The organism is uncultured Fibrella sp. (assembly GCF_964250085.1).
Taxonomy (GTDB): Bacteria; Bacteroidota; Bacteroidia; order Cytophagales; family Spirosomataceae; genus Fibrella.
In genome coordinates, this window is the sequence record NZ_CAXUEC010000007.1 from 292305 (window position 1) to 315688 (window position 23384).

Sequence of the window (23384 nt, forward strand, 5' to 3'; positions counted from 1 at the left end):
TGATGTGGTGCCCAAACGGACTGTTAAGTGGTCGACTATACGCTGTTCAGCATTCGAGTAGTAACCTGATATGAACCGTTTGCGTCTCCAAACCCTGACTCAGCCGGGCAACAATAAAGCCATCTACTCACTGCCGCCAACGGGTCTCCAATAAATCACAATCTGTTATCAGCCGTAAGTCAATTATTACAGAACAAAGTTTATAGACTTAGGTTATTAAAGCGTAAACAACTTACCCTTATGAACAACCCTCAACAACTTCGTTACGGCTGGATGTTGTCTGCCCGAGGCGTCTTCTATATACTGATGGGGGGCGCGCTATTTCTTTACGCCAATTCGTTCACTCCCGCTTCGGGCCGCGTCATCGGTATTATTGCGTTGCTGGCTGGTTTTGTTGGTCTGGGCTACGGCCTCATCAACCGCCAGGCCGATTCCAACAGCTTATGGAGTCTGTTGCACGGCCTGAATGATGCGGCTTTTGGTGTTGTGTTTCTCGTTTCTGCTACTAGTGGCCTTAAAAACTTTGTCGATATGCTTGGCTTCTGGGCCGTTTTTTATGCATTTCTGCAAGCGATTCAAGCCATGTATATTGCACTCATGCAAGGAGGCTCCTCATTTGCCGCCAAAATAGTTCATTTCCTGAGTGTACTCGCAAGTGGTTACCTGGCTTTCAACATTCTGCTTCGTCCCATCGGTCTTCTCGACTCGTTAGGCATCACGGGCTTTTTCCCCATTGTGCTGGGCATTCTGCTTATTGTGTTGCAACGATTGACGCAACGGGCGAAGGAAGAGGGTTCTGTTGCCCGTTAGTTGGTTCAGGACGCAGGCCGCCCTGTTCCACCGCCTGCTGAATCTGCACGCTGATCGGCGTATACTCGACTTCGCAGGGATACCCGAAGAGGCAGTTCGCCTTAATCTGGCTGACCACCTTGGCGGGCACCATTGCTTCCCAGCCGTCTTCACCAGCCTGGATCATTTCCAGTACGTGATCGGTTGAAATGTGCAGGTTCTGCTCGTTGTAGTCAGTAATGTCCTCGATCTTGTCGTTGCTCTTCAGGTACTGGAAGAGCGGTTCCAGATGCGGTGGCAGTTGAAACTGAGCGCAGGTATAAATCTGTCCGTTACGGAAGGTGGGGTACACAAACAGCTTCACCTTCCGGCTAAACAGCGTGGCAAATGATTCGAGAATTCCTCCCGGCAGGAAGTTATAATGATCTTCCTCGAAGATGTATTCCAGGTTCGGAATGCCCATGATCAGGCCGATTTTAAGCCGGGTCAGCCGCGACAGGTATGCTACCAGCCGGTAATATTCGTGGTAGTTCGAGATCATCACCGTTTGCCCAAGACCACACAGAATATCCACCCGGTCGAGAAAGTCCTTCTCGTCGATGCCCTGTTCGTTGGCTTTTAAATTGTGCAGGGTCAGTTCCGACAGCATCATAACCCGGCTTGCATCAACATCCGGCTCTTCCAGAAACTGCTTCAGGCCGTTGTCGATCATATCGAGTTGCACATTGGTTACCGGACGAAGCCGACCGCGCATCACCACCACATTCTTCTTGTAAAGCGCCTCTTTCGGCTGCAACACCTGCCCGTCGGGACCAAACAACGCGGCATCGGTAAACCCGTTCTTCACCAGATACAGGCTCATCAGCCGGTTGTCGACCTGGGCAAAGTCGGGACCACCGCAGCGGATGGTATCAATCTGAATGCGTTCGGGAGCCAGATCGTCCATTAGAGAGAGCACCAGCGTCTCGGGCGATTTGGCGTAGTAAAAACAGGCGTAAATCAGGTTCACGCCAATAACACCCAGCGTTTGTTGCTGCAACAGATTCTCGTTGTCGAGCAGCCGGACGTGAATGACTACATCGTTGGGCGGCGACAGCGGATCGCTCTGAAAGCGGCAGCCGAGCCAGCCGTGCCCTTCATTGGTTTTCTGGTAGTTGAGCGCAACAACGGTGTTGGCGAACGCAAAGAAGGTCGTGTCGGCGCCTCGTTTTTCCGACAGGCGCTTTTCAAGTAGGCTATACTCTTTATTGAGCATTTTCATCAGCCGCGACTCAACAACGTACCTGCCACTAACCTCGGTACCGTAAATCGCATCACTGAACGTCATATCATAGGCCGACATGGTTTTGGCTACTGTGCCTGATGCGCCGCCCGCTTTAAAAAAGATCGCTGCCGTTTCCTGCCCCGCCCCGATTTCGGCAAACGAGCCGTAAATCCGTCGGTCGAGATTAAGACGCAACGCTTTCTGTTTAGTGCCTATATTTTTTTCGTACATCGTGCTGATCGAAGTGATACAACCAAAATTACACCATTTACCAGAAGAACAATAAACCCACAAAATGGGTTGGCTGTATCCTAAAAACGATTTAACACCCGCTCAACGCCTGAAACGTACCCGGTTCCGAACAGATTTACATGCACCAGCAACGGATACAGGTTATAGATCGGGATCCGTTCAGCAAAACCCGGTTCCAGCGGAAACAGCTCGGTATACGCCTCATAAAAATGGGTATCGAATCCACCGAACAGGTACGTGAACGCCAGTTCAGCCTCGCGCAGCCCGTAATACACCGCCGGGTCGACCAACGCGGGCTGATTCGATTCGGTGATCAGCACATTGCCTGTCCAGAGGTCGCCGTGGAGTAGCGCCGGGCGGTCGGCAGGCAGCAGGTTGGAGAGGCGGTCGCGGAGGCGAAACAGGGCGTCATAGTGCACCTTCCCCAGAAGGCCGTTGTACAATGCCTGACCAGCCTGCGGCAATAACCGTTGTTCGAAGAAAAAATCGATCCCGTTGCTCATCAACGTATTACGTTGCGACAATGTCCCGATAAAGTTATCGTGATCCAGCCCAAACTGTGGCTGCGTATGGGCATGAAGTTCAGCCAGTTGCTGACCCAGCCTTGCCCAGTAGTCAGGTGGTGCACCTGGCAAACCAGTGGCTCCCGACTCAATATATTCCAGAATAAGATACGCCTGATCGCCCTGTCGGCCATGCCCCACTTCGGCGGGCACCCGAATGGCGTTTGCATTGCGGAGTATGGCGAGTCCTTTAGCTTCGACGGCAAACAGATCGTCGCCATCAGGCATCACCTCATCGATGCGTTGCCGTCCGGTTCCGCTCAGATTGGCCTGATTCCACTTGACGAAGAACGTACCCAGCGAGGTGAACACCCGTGCCGCCGTATTGATATCGCCGCCATTCAGAAACTGCGTATCGAGCACTTCCACCGGCTCACCCAGGTGCTGAAACAAGATCGCCTCAAAAAATTCAGCCTGTTCGTTACCCCAAAACATCATACGATCCAAGCTACAGTTCAGGGAAGTAACATGGTAGTAGCGTCAGCGGTTTACATCAGGCGGTAACTAATCTTTATCTCTCAGGTACGTTAAAGCCAAGAGTCAGTACGTATGCCTGGCCAGAGTGATGCCAGTTTGCGCCGAAAGGCTCTCGCTATAGACATACAGACTACGATCAGTTGGTTTTGAAGCGAAAAAAAGACCTGCAAGGTATATGCTTGCAGGTCTTTGTTGAATTGGACATGTGTTTATTCCACCGTTACCGACTTAGCCAGATTACGGGGCTGGTCTACGTTACGGCCGCGCATGACGGCAATGTCGTAAGCCAGCAGTTGCATAGGAATAACCGAAATCAGCGGCATCAGGATGTCGTGCACTTTCGGAATCTCGATCACAAAATCAACCATCGTGGGCAGGTGCGTGTCTCCTTCCGTCGTTACGGCGATGACGCGGCCTTTGCGGGCTTTCACCTCCTGAATGTTCGATACCACTTTTTCGTACGAGCTATCCTGGGTGGCCACGACCACCATCGGCATGTCTTCATCGATGAGCGCAATCGGGCCGTGCTTCATTTCGGCGGCCGGATACCCTTCGGCATGGATGTAGCTGATCTCCTTTAATTTCAATGCACCTTCCAGTGCAACCGGGAAATTCAGACCGCGACCCAGGTAAATGAAGTTGCGGGCGTAGGTGAATATGTAAGCAATCTCCTTGATTTTGTCGGCACTTTGCAATACTCGCTCTACTTTGGCCGGAATAGCTTCCAGTTCGGCCAGTAGCTGCCGGAACAGCGTATCCGAGATGGTGCCTTTACGCTGGGCCGCAGCCAGTGCCATTAAGGTCAACACAGTCACCTGAGCGGTGAAAGCTTTAGTACTGGCTACCCCAATTTCTGGTCCGGCGTGGGTATACGCACCAGCATGAGTAGCCCGCGCAATCGACGAGCCGACTACGTTGCAAACGCCAAAAATGGTAGCCCCTTTCGATTTGGCCAGTTCGATTGCCGCCAGGGTGTCGGCTGTTTCGCCCGATTGAGAGATGGCGATAACAATATCACCCTCCTTAATGATCGGGTTCCGATAACGGAATTCTGAGGCATATTCAACCTCGACGGGAATACGCGCCAGCTCCTCAAAAATATATTCGGCTACCAGACCTGCATGCCAGGACGTACCGCAGCCCACGATAATGATCCGCTTCGACTTAGCCAGTTTATCCAGATAATCGCGTAGACCACCGAGTTGCAGTGTTCCTTCGGCAGCATTGACACGGCCACGCATTGAATCGGCGATTGATCGGGGCTGCTCGAAGATTTCTTTCAGCATGAAGTGCTCGAAACCACCTTTTTCAATAGCCTCAAGCTCCATTTCGATCTTCTGTACGTAAGGCGTCGTCTTGGTGTTATCGAGGGTAACTATATTCAGCTTACCGTCTTTTACCGTGGCAATCTCGTACTCGTTCAGATAGATGACGTCCTTCGTGTATTCAATGATGGGCGACGCATCGGAGGCAAAGAAGTATTCGCCTTCGCCCACTCCAATTACCAGCGGACTCCCTTTGCGGGCAGCTACCAGTTGGGTAGGGTCGGCGGCGTTCATCACCACGATTGCGTAGGCACCAACTACTTCCTGTAGGGCCAACCGAACGGCATCTTCTAACGTACCCCGGTTCGCCGGACCGCCAGCATTTTCCCAGATATCTTCAATAAACTGCCCCAGCACTTCCGTATCGGTCTGGCTGGTGAACGTATGCCCTTTACGAACAAGCGTTTCCTTAATGGTAGCGTAGTTCTCGATAATCCCGTTGTGGATAATCGCTATTTTTTTATGGAACGAGTAGTGCGGGTGCGCATTCACGTCGTTGGGTTCGCCATGGGTAGCCCAGCGCGTATGGCCCATACCAATAGTGGCATGTAGCTCTTTACCGTCAAGTTCCTGTTCAAGAGCCGATACCTTCCCTTTCTTTTTATACACTTTTAGCCCGTCACCGTTCAACAGGGCTACCCCTGCACTATCATAGCCCCGATACTCGAGCCGTTTGAGTCCTTTGATCACAAGGGGACAGGCTTCCCGATGCCCTACATAGGCGACAATACCACACATATCCGTGAAGAGTTAACAGTATTCAGTTATTAATTGGCGGGTACAAACCTGTTCGATCATACGCAAACAGGCTGTTGTTGTTGAAAGATAACAAGCAGCTACCTGCTTTCCGCTAAAAAGCTGCCGTTAGCGCTTAAATAGCAATAAACCCCGCCAATTACGGCGGGGTTCAGGAAATCTAATTCGATTTTGTATAGAACAGAACCAGCTTTACACTGGCTTTCCCTTCCAGCGCCATTCGCCAGACTCGATTGCTGAGCACGGCCTGCGTTTGATCGATCAGGCCCCCGGTCTGCGAATTGGAGCCGAATAGCTGGCTACTCGGAGTCAGCAGCGCTAACCCATTGTTGGGGCTAACATTGGCCGCCACTGATTGGAGATATCCAGCCAGTTGAAACGTATAGCTAGTGGTTCGTGGATCAATAATAGCTATCTGAGGGCCAGAGTAGCTACCAGGCACCCTCGTAGCAGGGCCGTAGGTTTGCACCGTAGCTAAAATCGATTCTATTCCCGTAGTAGATACTGTCCGAACTAACCTGTTATTAACCCCTACTTCAGCCAAAACTAAATAGGGTGGTAAAGGCCGCTTACCGTCTTCAGCGGCAATTGGCGTAATAACCAGATCGGCCCGATTTATGGCGATACGGCCTGTTTTCAACAGGTTTGTCAACGACGGAAACTGAAGTTTCGTGGTTACACCAGTACCAGGCTGCACGTAGGTCCTGGCAGTAGTTGTGGTTGCCAGGCTTTGGCCGGGTCGCAGACTGGCCAGCGGCGTTCCGCCCCGATTGGCTGTGATCTGGTTGAATCGTTTACCGGTAAACGGAAGTTCATAGGCCTGCGCAAAGCTTTCTCCTTTCACGTGAAAGTAGGTCACGATGGCTCCTTCCGACGGTGTTATGCCCAGAATAGCCGCCTGGGGCGTGCTAGCTGAGGTCAATACGTAATCGTGAGCAATTTTCTGACGGAACGCCACCGGGTCTACCCAGGCACCTGTTGTGCTCGAAAAAAGCAGCGCGTTGGTATTAGCCATCGACAGGATGGTGCTGCCAATGCTATTGTCGATCACAATTGGGCTGACATAGCCCGCCGTATCAATGACGGATGGCCGAATCTTAACCGTCCGCTTCGCAATCACCCTGCGAACCGCCGGGCCAGGGCTGGTAATATCATAGTTTACACTCCGAAGGCTATCCGTCAGTTCCGACAGTGAAATTTCCTGGCTAACAGTTGTATCACCGTACCAGACACCATTCAGTGGGAAGCGCACCTTCGTTGAATCAATGATGATTCGGTCAGTTGATGTCACATTCGACGTACCTGAGTCGGTGATGATCAGGCTACGGGAAGGGCGTAACTGGATGTATGCCTTACTTTCTATCAGTCCGAAAATAGGGTCCGTATAGCGGCCTATCAGGGCAGTACTCTGGTCATTACTCCGCACCGAGTCCAGTTGAATGGTGGTGCGGGTAATGGTCAGTGTATCTGTATACAGAACATCGACGGGTGTAGACGGGGCAAGGCCAATCTCTTTGGGCGCTTCACAGGCTATCGCCGTTAGCAATACGGCAGCCACTAAAGTCAGCTTAACTGGCCAGTTGCGTATAGATGTTGAAATAACGCTCGCTAACGTTTGTTTCCGCCTCGTCGAGGTCCAGTTTGTGTTCGGCAATTTCATTCAGAATAGTATTCAGACTATCGTGTTCGGTTTTACCTGCGTTGACAACGGCGTCGGCGTAGGCACAACCGATTTTTATAAACCCGGTAAAGTCGCCGGTTTCGAGGTGGCTGAGCATCGCATCATCAATGTCCATCATTTTGGCTTTTTCAACCAGGTCGCTGGCATTGAAACGATGTTCAAACGAGTTATTGTACACTGTAAAGACTGACTTCGTGTCTTTAAACATGGGGTCATTCTTATACGTCGTTTTTAAGTATAGCGGAATCAGTGCCGTCATCCAGTCGTTGCAATGAACGATATCGGGCGACCAGCCCAACTTTTTCACCGTTTCCAGTACACCTTTACAGAAAAAGATGGCCCGTTCGTCGTTATCGTCGTAGAAGCGATCTTCTTTATCGTGGAACACATATTTCCGGTGGAAATAGTCTTCGTTATCGATGAAATATACCTGCAACTTGGCGGTAGGAATCGAAGCCACTTTAATAATCAGCGGCTTTTCTTCATCACCCACCGAAATGTTGATGCCTGATAGCCGGACAACTTCATGAAGCCGATTTTTGCGTTCGTTAATGAGCCCAAACCGAGGGACCAGAATACGGATCTCCATGCCGCGTTCCTGCATATCCTGCGGTAACTTTCGCACGAAATCGGCCACGTCAGAGGTTTTGAGGAAGGGCGTAATTTCACTGGCTACGTACAAAATGCGAAGTTTGCTCATAAATGCAAGAGGGAATTATTTTGGACGGCTTCACCTTAAAAACCTGCAAAATTAAGCAAAAAAACCCCGTATTTCAATACAATTTGTCGCAAAAAATTACAATTCTTCTCACACCCAACTTATCCCCATTTACCATTTCCTATGCACCACGTCAATACTGTTTCCGCCCTTCGTCAACACCTCAGCACTGCCCGCCTCAACGGGCACTCAATCGGCTTCGTTCCAACGATGGGAGCACTCCACCAGGGCCACCTGAATCTGGTTGAACGGGCGAAGACAGAATGCGATATTGTGGTTTGCAGCATCTTCGTCAATCCCACTCAGTTCAATAATCCGGACGACCTTGCCCGTTATCCCCGTACACTGGATGAAGACTCGGCATTGCTCGAAACGGTTGGAACAGACGTAATCTTTTCTCCCTCAGTAACAGAAATGTATCCCGAACCAGCCACGTTACGTTTCGATTTCGGCAATCTGGAGACGGTCATGGAGGGAGCTTCCCGCCCCGGACATTTCAATGGCGTTGGTCTGGTTGTCAGTAAGTTATTTCACATGGTTCAGCCCGACCGGGCCTACTTCGGTCAGAAAGACCTGCAACAGGTAGCCGTTATTCGCCGGTTGGTTCGCGACCTGAGCTTTCCTCTCGAGCTAATACGTTGCGATACGGTCCGCGAAGCCGACGGGCTGGCCATGTCGTCGCGTAACCGGCTATTATCAGCGGAGGAACGTACCCAGGCCCCTATGCTTTTCGACGCACTAACGCTGGCAAAGAATATGCTACTCGACGAATACACACCTGAACAAGCTCAGGCTGCTGTGCGTGACTATATAGCGCATCAGCCCGCCTTTACGCTCGACTACATCGAAGTTGTCAACACGGACTCGCTGCAACCAATTATCGAATTGCAGGCTCCCGGTCAAACAGCGCTGTGCCTGGCCGCCCAACTGGGCAAGGTACGCCTGATTGATAACATCGTGTTTTAACGGCTTTCAGGTACGGTAACGGCAACCCAGTTGGTAGATATGTAGGGGCGGGCACTGTGGCAGCCCCTACATATCTACCATCCAGATCGTTAATGTCAACATCACTATTGATACGTCTTACAGGCACTTTCGCCGGGTATCGATGATTGCCTGTATTTTCCAGACGCCGTTGAAACGGACGAGGGTGAAGGCGTTGGCACCGCAGTGAACCGTTTTGCCTTTGTAGCTGAAGCTATAGGGAATAAACGCGGTGGCCAGATCACCATCTATCTGGATCTGGTAGGGCTGAATAATTTCGTTCAAATCGCCCGGTTTCGCTTTGCCAATCGATGAAGCAAAGCCATCAATTGATTCGGTCTTTACGCTGACAAAACCGGCTGTGTTGGTAACCGTCTGCAAGGTAGCACCCGAAGCGAAGGCACTCCGCACCGCCGCCGAATCAGCCTTTTTCATGCCCTCGAACAAATCATCGACAGCCTGCATAATGGCCACATCTTCTTGTGGTGTGGTTTCCATGGTCTGAGCAACGCTGGCCAATGGAAGGAAAAGGAGGAGGAAGAGGAAAAATTTCATGTTTCAAGTTTCAAGTGGCGCTGCTTACTCAGGCAACTACCTGGATGATAAGCAAAGCTACTTGAAACTTGAAACCCTGAAACCTGAAACTTACTAAATGTACTGGTTGACAATCATTTCGTACAGTTCCTGCTTGCCGCTGACCTGTTTTGGTTCGCCGTTGGTCATGGCGTACTCACGCAGGTCTTCGAGGGTCAGTTTACCGGCCTCGAAGTCGGCACCAGCGCCGCTGTCGTAACTGGCGTAACGCTCAGTACGCAGTTGCTTGTATTTCGATTTGCCCAGAATGGCTTCCGCAGCAATGGCGGCGCGGGCAAACGTGTCCATCCCGCCGATGTGGGCGATGAAGATATCGTCCAGGTCGGTTGAGTTCCGGCGCGTTTTGGCGTCGAAGTTCACCCCCCCTGATTTAATGCCACCCGCTTCCAGAATCACCAGCATGGCCTCGGTGAGTTCATACACATCAACGGGGAACTGGTCGGTATCCCAGCCGTTCTGGTAATCGCCCCGGTTGGCGTCGATGCTGCCGAGCATGTTGTTGTCGGCGGCTACCTGCAATTCGTGGGCAAACGTGTGGCTGGCCAGTGTAGCGTGGTTCGTTTCGATGTTCAGCTCAAAATCATCCTGCAAGCCAAACCGGTTCAGGAATCCGACTACCGTAGCAGCGTCGAAATCGTACTGGTGCTTGGTTGGCTCCATTGGCTTAGGCTCAATGTAGAACGAACCGGTGAAGCCCTGCTTACGGGCATAATCACGGCTGACTTGCAGGAAACGGCCCAGATGTTCCTGCTCGCGCTTCATGTTGGTGTTCAGCAGCGACATGTATCCTTCGCGACCACCCCAGAAGGTATAGCCCCGGCCACCCAGTTCGATGGTAGCGTCGATGGCGTTTTTCACCTGCCAGGCACCGTGGGTAAGCACGTGGAAATCCGGGTTGGTGCTGGCTCCGTTCATGTACCGCTCGTGCGAGAACAGATTGGCCGTTCCCCACAGCAGTTTCACACCGCTGGCCTCCTGCTTCTGCTTCAAATAATCGACGACCTTACGGAAATTCGCCTCAAACTCGTGGTTCGAATTTCCTTCCGGTGATACATCGACATCATGGAAGCAATAGTATTCCATGCCTATCTTGGTGATGAATTCGAAAGCGGCATCGGCTTTGTTAAACGCCGCACCCAACGGATCGTTTCCTGCACTGGCATCCCAGGGGAAATGCTTTACACCTGGTCCGAACGGATCGGCACCGGTACCGCAGAAGGTGTGCCAGTAAGCTACGGCAAACCGGAACAGGTCTTTCATGGGCGTACCCAGAATAGTGCGGTTGGCGTCGTAGAATTTAAATGCCAGCGGATTGTCAGATTCGCGACCTTCGTAAGCGATGGGTGATGACACAAACGGGAAATACGTTTTGTCGCCGAGTGTCAAGTTAATGTTTGCCATAAGGAATGTACTAGTAGGTTGGCGTAAAGTTGCCTTTTTTTCAAACGCAGTTTAGCACAAAATCTATGTTTTATATCATTGCAACATACTGTACTATTATGACCTGTTTTGCTTCTTTTAAGATTAAATTAGGCCATAATTATACACACCACTTACGATATGAGTAGTAATGACTTCCAAACGTTGCGCCAGCAGATTGAACGATTTACTCCACTCAGCGACGAAGAGTGGAGTATGCTGACACCGCACTTACGGGTTGAGACGCTTCAGAAACACCAACTCTTTGCCGAAGAAGGCAGGCAGGCGCATGACGTCGCCTTGGTGCTAGAAGGCTCATTCAGGCAGTTTTATACTACTGATGGCGAGGAGAGAACCACTTATTTCTATTTTGAGAATCATCTCATGAGTGCTTATATGAGTTGCCTCACCCGGATGCCTTCGCGTATGACCATCGAAGCCCTCAGCCCGGCCAGGTACGTTGTGTTCCCGTATAGCGTTCTCGCTGACCTGTTTGAGCGTAGCATCACCTGGCAGAAATTCGGCCGACTTATTGGCGAATACATCGCTATTGGGCTGGAAGATCGGATGGTAGGTTTATTGACCCTTAGTCCGGAGGCCCGGTATCTGGAGTTGCTGACGAGCAACAAAAAGAAAATTCTGGACCGCATTCCACAACACTATATCGCCAATTATCTCGGCATAACGCCCGTTAGCCTAAGCCGTATTCGAAACCGTATCATGCGCCGCGACGATGCATAGTTGGTGAGTGAGGTACGTTGCGGCGAATAGCCTGTCTATATCACCGCAAATTATGCGATGATTGAGCTTGACAGTACGGCGGAACAATTGGCTATCTTAGCCAATCTGTTCCCTATAATTTCGTCAACATAATGTATCTCTCCTTCACCCGCCTTACCATCTTTGCTTCGCTGCTGATTACAGCGTCAGCCTGCAACAAAACGCCGTCGAGCAACGACGCCATTACGTATAATCAATCGCCGGAGACAGGCGTTCGGACGGGCGGCGTTCGGATGATTCCGGTAAAAACGCCGTCAGGTACGTTCAACGTCTGGACCAAGCGGGTTGGTAATAATCCGCGTATCAAGGTGCTGCTGCTTCATGGTGGTCCCGGCGGCAACCACGTTCTATTTGAACCGTTTGAGAGTTACTTCCCCGCCGAAGACATCGAATTTTATTACTACGACCAGCTTGGTTCATTAAACAGCGATCACCCAACCGACAGCACGCTCTGGACCACCCCGCGTTTTGTGGAAGAAGTGGAGCAGGTACGTCAGGCACTGGGGCTGACTAAAGACAATTTCTACTTGCTCGGTCACAGTTGGGGTGGTATTCTGGCGACGGAATACGCGCTCAAATACCAGCAGAACCTGAAAGGGCTCATCATCAGCAACATGATGAGTAGCTGCCCCGAATATGGCAAGTATGCCGAAGATGTATTGGGAAAACAGATGGACCCGAAGGTGCTGGCCGAGATTAAAGCCATCGAAGCCCGGAAAGATTTTCAAAATCCGCGTTATATGGAACTGCTGACGCCCAACTTCTACGAGCAGCATGTTTGCCGGTTGAAACCCTGGCCCAACGCGTTTGACCGGGCATTCCCCAACATGAACAGCACCGTCTACACGCTTATGCAGGGCCCATCAGAATTTGGCATCTCCGGCCGACTAGCCAAGTGGGACCGCCGTGCCGACCTGAAAAACATCAACGTACCCACGCTCACCATTGGCGGCAACCACGACACGATGGACCCGAAACACATGGCCTGGATGGCCACACAACTCCCTAAAGGCACCAGCCTGATTTGCCCCAACGGTAGCCATTGCAGCATGTGGGACGATCAACCACACTATTTCCCCGGCCTGATGAAGTTCATCAAAGCCGTAGATGCCGGCGAACAGAAAGTAACGTTGTAGCTCCGATTTGCCACTTGACCGGATAGTAATAAGGTGGTTGGCCATTCAACCGATTCGTTGATAGGTAGGGCGGCCCAACGTGGCCGCCCGCTTTCGGCCGCAAAACGACCGCCTGTAGAGCATGCACAACGTTCATTCGTGAGGAAAAGACCACTGCCCTGTCAGCGGTGGCTATCGCACCCGAGAGCGGGCAACCCTTCGTGGTTGCCCCTACATGATACAAACCGGGACGAACAGAACGATTGTAGTAAGGCTAATACTACCTCGTACCAATCACCATGGCGCGGCCGGGGAGGGTGCGGTAGGTCACGACGCGGCCTTTGCGGAGACCGGCTTCGCGTTGCCAGGCTTGGATTTCGGCGATGGAATAATTGCCTGCGGTGCTGGTGAGGCCATAAAACAGGTCGGTGGAACTGCCGACCAGTTCAGGCGAGGCACCCGGTTCGGGGCGGATAAATTCGTTGACAATGTAGACACCACCGGGTTTCAGCGCGCGTACTACCCGTATGGCTACATCACGGTTTTGCTCAGGCGTGAAATGATGCGCCAGGCTCGACATCAGGACGATATCGTACTGAGCTTCGCCAAAATCATCGGTAAGGGCATTGCCGGGTTGGTGCTTCACCCGGTCGCCCATACCCAGGCGAGCCAGTAGCGGGGCGGCCTGCTCAATGGCGGGGGGCAAATCAAGTATAGTAGAGGAAAGGCCCGCGTAACGCTTGCAGAGCGCCACGGAATGCTGCCCGTGCGATCCGCCGATGTCGAGCATGCGGGTGGGTAGGCCAGCTTTAACGGATTTTGGCACGGGGGCCCGTCGACCGAACTCTTTGGCTTCACTACCCGACGCAGCCACCATTGCCTGTTGATAGTAATTCCACTGCTGGGCGTCGAGGTGGTCGTGGTAATGGATGCCTTCGCCCGTTTTCAGGTACGTTCCCAGCTTTTCCAACCAGGGCCAAACAACCCGATTATTGAACAGCAACATGCCGTAAACCGACTCTGGCTCGTGCTTTAGCGTCCATTTCCGGGCCATCTTCGTCAGCGTAAACGTACCTGATAGGTACGTGAAATAGCCCAGCGCGGTAAGCAGTCCCATCAGCTCACCGGTAGCTTTGGGGTTCAGACCGCAGGCCTGCGCAATATCGTCGGTGGTATCGTTCCCGTCGGCCACGGCGTCGAATACGCCCACATCAGCGGCTTCGAGCACTGCCTTACTAATAACGGGCATAATCTGGGCGTGCAACAGGGGCACCGGCACCAGATTAGCCCGCAAGGCTACCCACTCAAGCGGGTTATCGGCAGAGATTTTTAATTGCATGAAGGAGGTTCAACGTTCAAGGTCTAATGTTCAATGTTGCTACGCCCATCAAGATGACTTTATGTGGCGTAGCAACATTGAACATTAGACCTTGAACGTTGAACTATTTTTACGCTTTCAGCCGGTCTTTCAGATAGCTCAGCGCGCGTTTGTAGGCGTCGGCAGAGGCGGTTTTGTCGTAGACGGGGTTGCTTGGATTGGCGAAACCGTGTTCAGCTTCGTAACGCACCACCTCGATTTTCTCACCAGCCTTTTTCATGTTCTCTTCAAACGTGTTGACTACCTGCGGATTGATCGCTTTGTCTTTGTTGCCAAACAGGCCCAACACGTCTGTATCCAGCGATTTTAGCTTCTCTACGTCCTGCTCAGGGAAACCGTAATACATCACGCAGCCTTTTGCCTGTTTGCCTTCCAGCATGGCCGATTGCAGCGACAGGCTCCCACCAAAACACCAGCCAACGCTGGCAAATTCAGCTTTAGGGCCAGCATAGGCAATAGCCCCTTTCATGATCGACGCCAGACGGGCTTTATCGGCACCCTGCATCAGTTTACCAGCTTCGGCAGGCACCGTAGCCACTTTACCGTCATACATGTCGACGGCCAGCACGTTCACGTTTTTCAGGTCGTTGTAGAACGTCTCGGCCTGCATCTTGATGTTGTCGTTCAGACCCCACCATTCCTGGTACACCAATAGCCATTTGTCGGATGGTTTCTTCGATTTAAGCAGAAATCCGTTAGCCGTTTTGCCGTCGGGTGTACTAAACGTCATCATCTCACCCGCCTTCGACTCGTAGTGAAATGGCAGCGGGCTGGCGTGTAGGGCCTGAAAAGCCGGGTCGCCCGCGAGTTGTTGCATACCGGCCACGCCGCAAAGTGGAATTGCCGGTGCCGTTTCAGGCTTGTTGTGCGCCGACCACAGTGTCAGCACGAACGAAATGATGGAAATAAAGGAAAGCTTCATAAATACATCAATTATGTGTTGGTACATTTAACTAAACGAGAAAAGCCGGGCAGTGGTTTTCTACCTTATGCCTGCTTCAATGTAAAAATTGTTATTTCGGGTAAAATACCCACCCGGCCGGGATAACCAATATAGCCATAACCCCGGTTCACATACAAGCTTTGCGGTGTTCCGGTAGTCGTGTTCTCCCGATATAGCCCCGCCCACTGCCGGTAGAAATACTTCACCGGGCTCCATTTATAATCACCAAATTCAACGCCAAACTGCGCCCCATGCGTGTGCCCGCTAAAGGTCACGTCAATATCAGGGTAGTTGGGGCGAACTTCGGCATCCCAGTGCGTAGGATCGTGGGAGAGCAAGAGTTTAACGGGATAGTCTTTAGTGCCCTGATAGGCTTTGTCCAGGTTCCCGGCTTTTAAAGCGGCGGGGCCGAAGCCCAGATTTTGCACGCCGATTATCGCCAGTTTGTCGCCGCCCTGCGTCAGGATATGGTTTTCATCCATCAGCGGATTCCAGCCCATGAGCTTATGCGCCTTCACCACATTCAGCACATTCTGTCGTTGCGCTTCGGCCGTTGGCCACTTCACGTAGGCACCATAATCGTGGTTGCCCAGGGTTGAGAAGACACCCAGCGGTGCTTTCACTTTATTGAAAATGTCGATGTAGTTATTCACTTCGTCGGCGTGGCTGTTGACCAGATCACCGGTAAAGAAAACCAGATCGGGTTTTTCGCCAAGCAGCATATCAACGCCGCCCTTCACCGCCGTTTTGTTAAAGAAACTCCCCGAATGAATGTCCGATAGTTGGGCGATGGTCATACCGTCGAAACTACGGGGCAGGTTTTTCAGGGGCAGCGTCACACGGCGAATCCGGTAATCGTGCGCGCCGGAAATGATGCCGTACGAGAACGCCACCAACGGAATGGCTCCGGCAGCCACCGCTGTTTTCACCAGAAAATCGGAGCGCGAAATTGTGTTCTCAGCAACAGGCGCGGTAGTTCCAGGTACGTTGACAGGTACGTCGGGTGTGGTGCGATCAAACTGCGAAGCGATCCAGCGGAAGAAGCGCACGATGTCATCAATGAAGAGGAAGATGACCGTGATAAACTTCGAGAAATACGCGATGAACACGCCAATGGTGAGCATGGTACGAGTAACGCGGCCAATCGAATCGGCGGGGATGAGTTGGAGGGCGATATACGTGCCCAGCGAGATAGCCGTGAAGCCCCAGTAACACCAGGCTACCGTTCGTTGTGTGGCCTCCGCAGAATTACGGACAAAAAACTTAAACGCCTGATATACATAGACATCAATCAGCAAAAATATGGCAACCAGCAAAAAACTTGACAAATTACGGAGCATAGAGAACATATAGGATTAAGCGGTGCTGTTGAGCAATAGGCCGTTACCATAAGGCCGTTACCAGCGCTTAGTCACTAACGTCGTTTCGGTCGCGATGGTTACACTCGGACGAGCGAGTTTTTGGGGCGACGTGAATTATAAGTGTAGCTGGTGTATGGCTGACGCCTAGTCCAAGAGCCCAGCGTCAGCCATACACCAGCTAACATTTATGTACGGGCGAACTTACCCCAATTTATAGTCAATAGCCAATCTCACTCCCGCCTGATCAGTACGCGCACCCGACTCACCCGGCCCTTATCGTCGGCGCAGGCTACGGTGAGCGCGCCGGGTGTGGGCGTAAAAAAGAGTGTTTCGGTGGGTTTTGTTGCTCTGTACAGCTTCTCGTTCAGGTACCAGTAGACCCGCTGCACATCATTGGCCACCTGACAGACCAGGGCCATGTCAGCCGGTTTTTTAGGGTTGATAAAATACGTGCTATTCTGATTCAGGCTTGTAATCAGTGGAGCCACGCCCGTGCCAAATACTCGTTCGCAGGCCGGATTATGCAGTGGAATAGCCGCATAAGGCCGATTACTCGCGGCATACCAGGCCACCACTTCCGGGGCCAGATTCGGATATAAACGGGCAACCGGACGCGACAGGCTATCTATACCCGTTGGCCGACAATGGGCACAGTACGACAACGTACCTGCGGCATTGGTCCAGACGGTTGTTTGATGCTGGCACCGACTAGCCCGCGAAACGCCCATGATGTAATAATCTACGGCCCGGCCTTCGCAGGTACGTTCAGGTACGTCGCCGCTTTCTGAGCATACCTGCCGCGAGGCTAGCTTCCCTCCCAACGGCGGCCTGAACCAGCCCGTTGGCGTGTTGTAGTCGATGGCGTTGAATACCTGAAATAGCAGCGGTGTAGCCGTATTGGCACCGCTCAGGTCAGGCACGCCAACGCCCGAAAAATTACCTACCCACACGCCCACGGTGTAATGCCGGTTGTAGCCAATGCTCCAGGCATCGCGCCGCCCATACGATGTGCCTGTTTTCCAGGCAATGCGTGGCAGCCGGTAGCTGTTGTCGAAGTTATTGGGCAAGTCGGGGCGGGTAATCTGCGTTAGGGTGTTAGTAACCAGGAAGGCGGCTTCGGGCGAGAAAATGGTTTTGCTGGTGGTATACTGGGGCCCGCCCCCCACGCTCGCGTCAGCAACAAACACGGCCTGCCGGATTTCGCCGCCGTTGGCGAAGGCGGTGTAGGCTTGCGTGATTTCTTCGAGTGTGACGCCGCAGCCGCCCAGAATCATGGACAGGCCCAGGTCATCGGCCTGTTTTTGTACAGTTTGGAAACCGGCCTGGCGCAACGTACCTACAAAGGCAGGCGTCGATATGTCGCGCAGGAGTTTCACGGCTGGAATGTTCAGCGAATTGGCCAGCGCAAATTCGGCCGTGACAGGACCGTTGAAATGCCGGTCGTAATTGTCGGGTTCATAACTGCCTGAACTGGTGCCGAAATTTGTAGGTACGTCGTTCAGTTTGGCCTTAGGCGTAATTAGTCCCCGATCAAAGGCCAGCGCGTAGAGCAATGGTTTCAGTGCGCTCCCTGGTGAGCGTACCGCCTTCACCCCATCGACCTGCCCGCCATCAAACGAGTTTGCAAAGTCAGCAGATCCTACGTAGGCTTCAACGGCTCCAGTCTGGTTGTTGATCACTAATACGGCTGCATTATGAATATTCTGTCCCCGAACCCGGTCAACATACTGCCGCACCAGCCGTTCGGTGGCTCCCTGCACGGCGGGTTGCAGTGTACTGACGATAACCGGTTCGTCGGGTTGTTCAATCTTCAGGCGGAGGCTGAGGTGCGGTGCCTGGTTAGGAGCAGGGCGGCGCTGTGCATCCAGCGGTTCGGCAAGCGCATCCTGCACCGCCTTTGCCGTGAACGTACCTGACTGGACCAGCCGCCGCAACCAGCCATTACGCGCCTGCACGATAGCCGCGTTGTTCTGACCCAGCCGCAAACTTGATGGCCGATTAGGAATGATGGCCAGTGTTGTAACTTCGGCCAAACTAAGTAACTGCGGCGGTTTCCCGAAGAAAATCAGCGACGCCGATTTGATGCCTTCAACGTTACCGCCGTAGGGAATCAGGTTCAGATAAAGTTGGAGGATCTCGTCTTTACTTAAATGAGCCTCCAGTTGCACCGCCCGCACCACCTCGATCAGCTTGCTCAGGTACGTTCGTGGACGTGGCTCCAGCAGGCGCACAACCTGCATGGTGATGGTAGACGCCCCGGAGGTGCGACGTCCCGACAGCAGGTTACGCCCCGCCGCTCGTAGCATAGCCACGGGATTCAGGCCGGGATGCCAGTAAAACCAGCGGTCTTCTTTCTGGAGGATCACCTGCCGCAACCGGGGCGTGATCTCGTCCAGCGTTGCATACATCCGCCATTTATCCTCACGGTTTAGAAAAGCGTGTAATGTTGTTCCATCGGCGGCGGTCACCAGTGTGGAATAAGCAACCTGAGTTGGCGGAGGAAAGAGCCGATCCAGCAAAAACAGCCCCAGCAACGTACCTAGCAGCACTTGGAGCCAGCGACGTGTTCGCAGGTAGCCGAAACTGCGACGATAATCGGGAAGGCTGACGCTGGGTTTCACGGACAAAAGAGGGCGCGATTCGCCCATAGCCATCTACTGTTTCCGCATGTCCAGAACTGCCTGTAGTTTGCGGGCGAATTCCTTGTCGTTTGGTGGGGCAAAAATGTAGCTATGCTCGCCAGGTACGTCGTGTACGTGAACGCCTTTCATGGCGAAATCACGCCAGCCATAATACTCGTAATCGTCCATGTAAAACGTTTGGATCATAGCCCGAAACAAATGCACTTCCAGGTCGGCTGGTATCAGTTGGAACTGGTCGAGTGCTACGTCGTTGATCGCCTCAATCTTGAACGTCGTATCGAGGATGGCTTCCTGCTGTTGCGCCTGCCCAAATTTCATCTGCCAATACGCTCGAATGGCCATCCGAAGCAGTATATGGTCGGGGCGGCGGCTTGATTTGAGCCACCAGTACTTCTTAATCAACCGCCGGTCGATCGACTGCATTTTATAATTGACGCCCTGCCAGCGGTGCTTTTCCAGCAAGGTCATTGTATGCGCTACCTTGTTGGTAAACAGTTGCATCTGCTGCATTTTTCGCTGCCACCACGGATTATTGTGACCAGCATCGTATGCATAGGCATCAAACAAAGCTAGTAAACCGACTTCGCGCCCCTGTTCGACTAATTGCCGGGCCATTTCATAGGCAACAATACCACCAAACGAAAATCCACTCAAGGAATAGGGGCCGCTGGGGTTATGCTTTATGATCTCGGCTACATAGTAAGCAGCCATCTCTTTGATACTCCTGAAAGGCTCATCAATGCCGTTCAGCCCCCGCGCCTGCAACCCATATACCGGTTGGTCGGGATGTAGATTTTGGGCTACTGCATTGAATAGTAACACATTAAGGCCAGCCCCATGCACAATATAAAGCGGCTGGCGAGTGCCCGTTGGTTTAATGGGCACGAGCGATTCCCATGAAACGGGTTTGTCGTTTTCGTGAATCAACTCGGCCAGTGCCCGAACGGTGGGGTATTCAAACAGCGTAGCCAGCGGTAACCGGCGACCGGTCTGTTTTTCCAGCCGGGCCATCACCTGCACGGCGATCAGCGAGTGGCCACCCAGTTCAAAAAAGTTCTCGTCGAGGCCGATCTTCTCAATTCCCAGCACATCGCCCCATAAGGTCATCAGCATCTGCTCCTCGGGTGTAGCTGGCCGATCAACCTGTTCGGAAATGACTTCTTTTCCGTTTACCGGTTCAATTCGGGCTGCTGACGGGGCTGGTAAAGCCTGGCGGTCTATTTTACCATTGGCTGTAACCGGAATACGCGGCAACAAGACAAAATCGCTGGGCACCATATAATTAGGCAGCGACTTGGCAGCTTCTTTTCGCCAATGCCCGATTTGCTCGCTTGTGGCAACGGCTACTCCATTTTTGGCTCCGTTGGCAGGTTTACTTTGTGCCACCACATAGGCTACCAGCCGTTTATCGCCCGGCTGATCTTCGCGAGCGGTCACAATGGCTTCCTTAATGCCGTCTACCTTGGCCAGTACATGCTCGATCTCGCCCAGTTCGATTCGGAAACCCCGAATCTTCACCTGCTGATCAATCCGGCCCAGATAGACAATATCGGCCGTTTCGGGCGTGCCGCCGTTCAGGTAGCGGCCCAGATCACCCGTGCGGTAGAGCTTTTCGGGCGTAGCCACAAACGGGTTATCGATGAATTTCTCCGCCGTCAGTTCAGGCTGGTTCAGGTACACGCCCGACACGCCTTCGCCCGCAATGCAGATTTCGCCCTGTTGCCCCTCACCGGCCTGATTGCCACTTTCGTCGACAATGTAGATCCGTGTGTTGGCAATGGCGTGGCCAATCGTGATGCGCTCATCGGTGGGGAGAATCTGCTTCCCAGTGGCGTAGATCGTCGTTTCGGTGGGGCCGTAATAATTCCAGAGTTCGCGGCAAAGTTTAAGTAGCGTCTGCGCCAGATCCATCGGCAACGCTTCGGCACACGAGATAAGCCGTAACTTGTCGTGACCACGCCAGCCTGCTTCCAGCAACAGGCGTAACGTGGCCGGTGTGGTCTGGATGAACGTGATCGTTTTGTCGCTTAGTACCTCGGCCAGTGCTTCCCCGTTTCGGGCGGTCGTCGGATCGATCAGGAGCAACTCGGCTCCAACCAGCAGCGGCGTGTATATTTCAACCACGGCCAGGTCGAAGGCAATGGTGGCCAGCGCAATGGTTTTATCGGCCTCGGTCAAACCCGGTTCCCGCGCTACGCTGAACAGTACATTGGCTACGCTATGGTGCCTGATCAACGCACCTTTGGGCCGACCGGTGGTACCGGATGTGTACAGAATATAGGCAATATCCTGTCCGGTTGGCGCCTGTTCGGGGATCGTTTTGGGGTATTGCCCGAGTGTTGGCCAAAGCGTTTCAACCAGTAGCTCACGTACATTAGTCAACGTTAAACGGCCTTGATTTACCTGCGAAGTGAGCAGCACGGTACAACCGGCGTCGGTCAGAATATACGTCAGCCGGTCAACGGGATGGTTGGGGTCAACAGGTACGTAGGTGGCACCGGCTTTCAGGATGCCGAGCATGCTGACAACCATCGGCAGCGACCGATCTACGGCCAGCCCAACCCGGTCGCCATGCCGCACACCCTGCGCCCGCAAGGCGTGGGCCACCTGGTTGGCCTGTATATCCAGTTGGCTAAACGTTAGGGATTCCTGCTTGAACCGGATGGCTACTTTGTTAGGCAGCCGATCGGCGGTTTCGCTCAGCAGCGTTGTCAGCGCTTTCTCGCGTGGGTAAGGCAACGCAGTGGGCGAAGACGCTACGGCGGCTGTTGCAGTGGTTCCTGATTTCCTTATCTCTCCCAGTGGCAATTCGGGCTGTTCGGTAACGGCCCGAAGTAACGCCACAAACGACTGATTGAACCCGTCGATCGTCTCGGGCCGGAACAGGTGCTTATTGTACGACCACTCCATCACCAGCGACTGCTCGGAACCGGTGGCGTTGAGCGACAACTCGAAGTTTTCGTAAGCGCGCGGATTGCTGATCAACTGGTGCTGTACGTCCAGGAAATCGACACCCTCATCGAGCCCCATATCGAGGTTGAAGACAACGGGCACCAGCGCAATGCGTGACGGATCGCGGGCAATGGACAATTTACGGAGCAGACTACCGAACGTGAGCTGTTGATGTTCATACGCATCCATCAGTTCAACCCGGCGTTTTTTTACGTAGTCGACAAATGATTGCCGGGCTGAATACTGACTACGTAGCGGCAACAGGCTCACGCAATGGCCAACCAGCCCGTACTGATCGGCAACTAATTGTCCCGCTGCTGGTAAGCCAATTGCCAGATCATCCTGCTGGGTAAGCTGGTGAAGCCACACTTCAAAAGCGGCCGTCAACGTACCTACGAAACTGCTGCCAGCCCGAACGCCAACCTTCTTCAAGGCGCTGGCCAACGCAGCCTCCACGACGAAATCGGCCCGCTGACTGGCGAATGTACGGGGAACAGGGCGTGGCGCATCGGTAGGTACGTTAAGCACCGGCACGCTATCCCGAAACTGACTAACCCAGTACGCCTCACTTGCCTGATACGATTCACTCGTAACGACCGCCTGCTGCTCAACAGCGTACTGACTAAGTTGAGGCGCGGCCGGTAGCATGGGCGATATTGCCTGCGCGTAGGCACTGTATAATTTGCTTAAATCCTGAAGTAGAATCCCCGTCGACCAGCCATCGCAGATAATATGGTGGGCAGTCAGGATAAAGTACCAGTCTTTTTCTGTCAGTTTAATCAGGGTTGCTTTTACGAGCGGACCCTGTTGCAGATCGAACAGATGATGCGCATCCTGACTGGTGAGGTCTGCGATCGTCTCTTGCTGCAAACCAGCATCTTTACCAGCTACATCAAGGCGATAAAGAGCAATGGCCAGTTCGTCGGATACGCACATCTGCTGCCCATTGGCACTAAACGTTGTACGCAGTGCTTCATGCCGATGTACCAGGCTTGACCACGCTTCATTAAAGGCATCTTCGTTGAGTGGGCCCGTCAGGCGAAGAGAAATTGATTCGTTATAGGCACGACTGGCGTCTTCACCTCCTAGTTGACAGGCAGTCCAGATTTCAATCTGAGGCTGGGTAGTCGGAACTACCCGTGCCAGTTGAGGGCCCGCGAAAGGGTCAAAATCTGGGGCTGTTAAGTAAGTTGGTGTAGTAGTTTCGCGCATTTGTTATCAGGTTGCATAAAGCAATAGCTTATTACCAAGCTGGATGTTGACTGGCAAAAATCAGACCATTGGCTCGGTACGAAACTGTGAGGCCCCATGTTGCGCACCTAAGTGTGAAAGGTAAAGATAGTTGTTGACCTTGAGACGAAATATAGTCGTATTGGTTACTATATGTGTAT

General features: G+C 52.7%; 16 protein-coding genes. 4 read left to right on the forward strand and 12 right to left on the reverse strand.

All coding sequences use genetic code 11. The features are described from left to right. The first annotated feature begins 240 nt into the window (after window positions 1-240). Window positions 241-810: a DUF308 domain-containing protein gene (locus tag ACFE8Q_RS21300; protein ID WP_375447457.1), complete on the forward strand. Its 570-nt coding sequence runs from the start codon at window positions 241-243 to the stop codon at window positions 808-810. Here ACFE8Q_RS21300 and ACFE8Q_RS21305 read toward each other — a convergent pair. From ACFE8Q_RS21305 to ACFE8Q_RS21325, 5 genes are all read right to left on the reverse strand, one after another. Continuing rightward, the gene (locus ACFE8Q_RS21305; RefSeq protein ID WP_375447458.1) at window positions 752-2284 is read right to left on the reverse strand and encodes a TonB-dependent receptor; all 1533 of its coding nucleotides are present in this window, start codon (window positions 2282-2284) and stop codon (window positions 752-754) included. The two genes, ACFE8Q_RS21300 and ACFE8Q_RS21305, sit on opposite strands and share 59 nt — an antisense overlap. Before the next feature lie 80 nt (window positions 2285-2364). Then, window positions 2365-3306 (reverse strand): fructosamine kinase family protein, encoded by a 942-nt coding sequence (locus ACFE8Q_RS21310; protein ID WP_375447459.1) that lies wholly within the window; start codon window positions 3304-3306, stop codon window positions 2365-2367. 248 nt (window positions 3307-3554) lie between these two features. Further along, window positions 3555-5408: a glutamine--fructose-6-phosphate transaminase (isomerizing) gene (gene glmS, locus ACFE8Q_RS21315; RefSeq protein ID WP_375447460.1), complete on the reverse strand. Its 1854-nt coding sequence runs from the start codon at window positions 5406-5408 to the stop codon at window positions 3555-3557. 178 nt (window positions 5409-5586) lie between these two features. After that, on the reverse strand, window positions 5587-6984 hold the full coding sequence (locus tag ACFE8Q_RS21320) for a DUF4270 family protein (protein ID WP_375447461.1): 1398 nt from the start codon (window positions 6982-6984) through the stop codon (window positions 5587-5589). A 10-nt stretch (window positions 6985-6994) separates the two neighbouring features. After that, complete coding sequence (locus ACFE8Q_RS21325; protein ID WP_375447462.1) at window positions 6995-7807, reverse strand: glycogen/starch synthase; 813 nt, start codon at window positions 7805-7807, stop codon at window positions 6995-6997. Between the two features lie 141 nt (window positions 7808-7948). Between ACFE8Q_RS21325 and panC the strand changes: the two genes are divergently transcribed. Then, window positions 7949-8791: a pantoate--beta-alanine ligase gene (gene panC, locus ACFE8Q_RS21330; protein ID WP_375447463.1), complete on the forward strand. Its 843-nt coding sequence runs from the start codon at window positions 7949-7951 to the stop codon at window positions 8789-8791. Window positions 8792-8908: 117 nt separating this feature from the next. Here panC and ACFE8Q_RS21335 read toward each other — a convergent pair whose 3' ends face one another. Next, window positions 8909-9364, reverse strand: coding sequence for a nuclear transport factor 2 family protein (locus ACFE8Q_RS21335; RefSeq protein WP_375447464.1), 456 nt, complete (start codon window positions 9362-9364; stop codon window positions 8909-8911). Window positions 9365-9457: 93 nt separating this feature from the next. Next, entirely contained in the window at window positions 9458-10804 is a 1347-nt protein-coding gene (xylA, locus tag ACFE8Q_RS21340) for a xylose isomerase (RefSeq protein WP_375447465.1), read from the reverse strand. 159 nt (window positions 10805-10963) lie between these two features. Between xylA and ACFE8Q_RS21345 the strand changes: the two genes are divergently transcribed. Then, window positions 10964-11563 carry a Crp/Fnr family transcriptional regulator gene (locus tag ACFE8Q_RS21345; RefSeq protein WP_375447466.1) on the forward strand — a complete coding sequence of 200 codons (600 nt, stop codon included), beginning with the start codon at window positions 10964-10966 and terminating at the stop codon, window positions 11561-11563. 131 nt (window positions 11564-11694) lie between these two features. Further along, window positions 11695-12738 carry a proline iminopeptidase-family hydrolase gene (locus ACFE8Q_RS21350; protein WP_375447467.1) on the forward strand — a complete coding sequence of 348 codons (1044 nt, stop codon included), beginning with the start codon at window positions 11695-11697 and terminating at the stop codon, window positions 12736-12738. A gap of 259 nt (window positions 12739-12997) precedes the next feature. On the opposite strand, the gene ACFE8Q_RS21355 is transcribed toward ACFE8Q_RS21350, so the two are convergent. The 5 genes from ACFE8Q_RS21355 to ACFE8Q_RS21375 all read right to left on the reverse strand — a co-directional run bounded on the left by ACFE8Q_RS21355 (window position 12998) and on the right by ACFE8Q_RS21375 (window position 23205). Beyond that, window positions 12998-14056 (reverse strand): methyltransferase, encoded by a 1059-nt coding sequence (locus ACFE8Q_RS21355; protein WP_375447468.1) that lies wholly within the window; start codon window positions 14054-14056, stop codon window positions 12998-13000. Between the two features lie 109 nt (window positions 14057-14165). After that, complete coding sequence (locus ACFE8Q_RS21360; protein ID WP_375447469.1) at window positions 14166-15017, reverse strand: dienelactone hydrolase family protein; 852 nt, start codon at window positions 15015-15017, stop codon at window positions 14166-14168. Between the two features lie 65 nt (window positions 15018-15082). Then, the gene (locus ACFE8Q_RS21365; protein WP_375447470.1) at window positions 15083-16378 is read right to left on the reverse strand and encodes a metallophosphoesterase; all 1296 of its coding nucleotides are present in this window, start codon (window positions 16376-16378) and stop codon (window positions 15083-15085) included. Window positions 16379-16629: 251 nt separating this feature from the next. Then, window positions 16630-19020 carry a penicillin-binding protein 1C gene (gene pbpC / locus ACFE8Q_RS21370; protein WP_375447471.1) on the reverse strand — a complete coding sequence of 797 codons (2391 nt, stop codon included), beginning with the start codon at window positions 19018-19020 and terminating at the stop codon, window positions 16630-16632. A 33-nt stretch (window positions 19021-19053) separates the two neighbouring features. Then, window positions 19054-23205 (reverse strand): amino acid adenylation domain-containing protein, encoded by a 4152-nt coding sequence (locus tag ACFE8Q_RS21375; RefSeq protein WP_375447472.1) that lies wholly within the window; start codon window positions 23203-23205, stop codon window positions 19054-19056. Window positions 23206-23384: the final 179 nt, after the last annotated feature.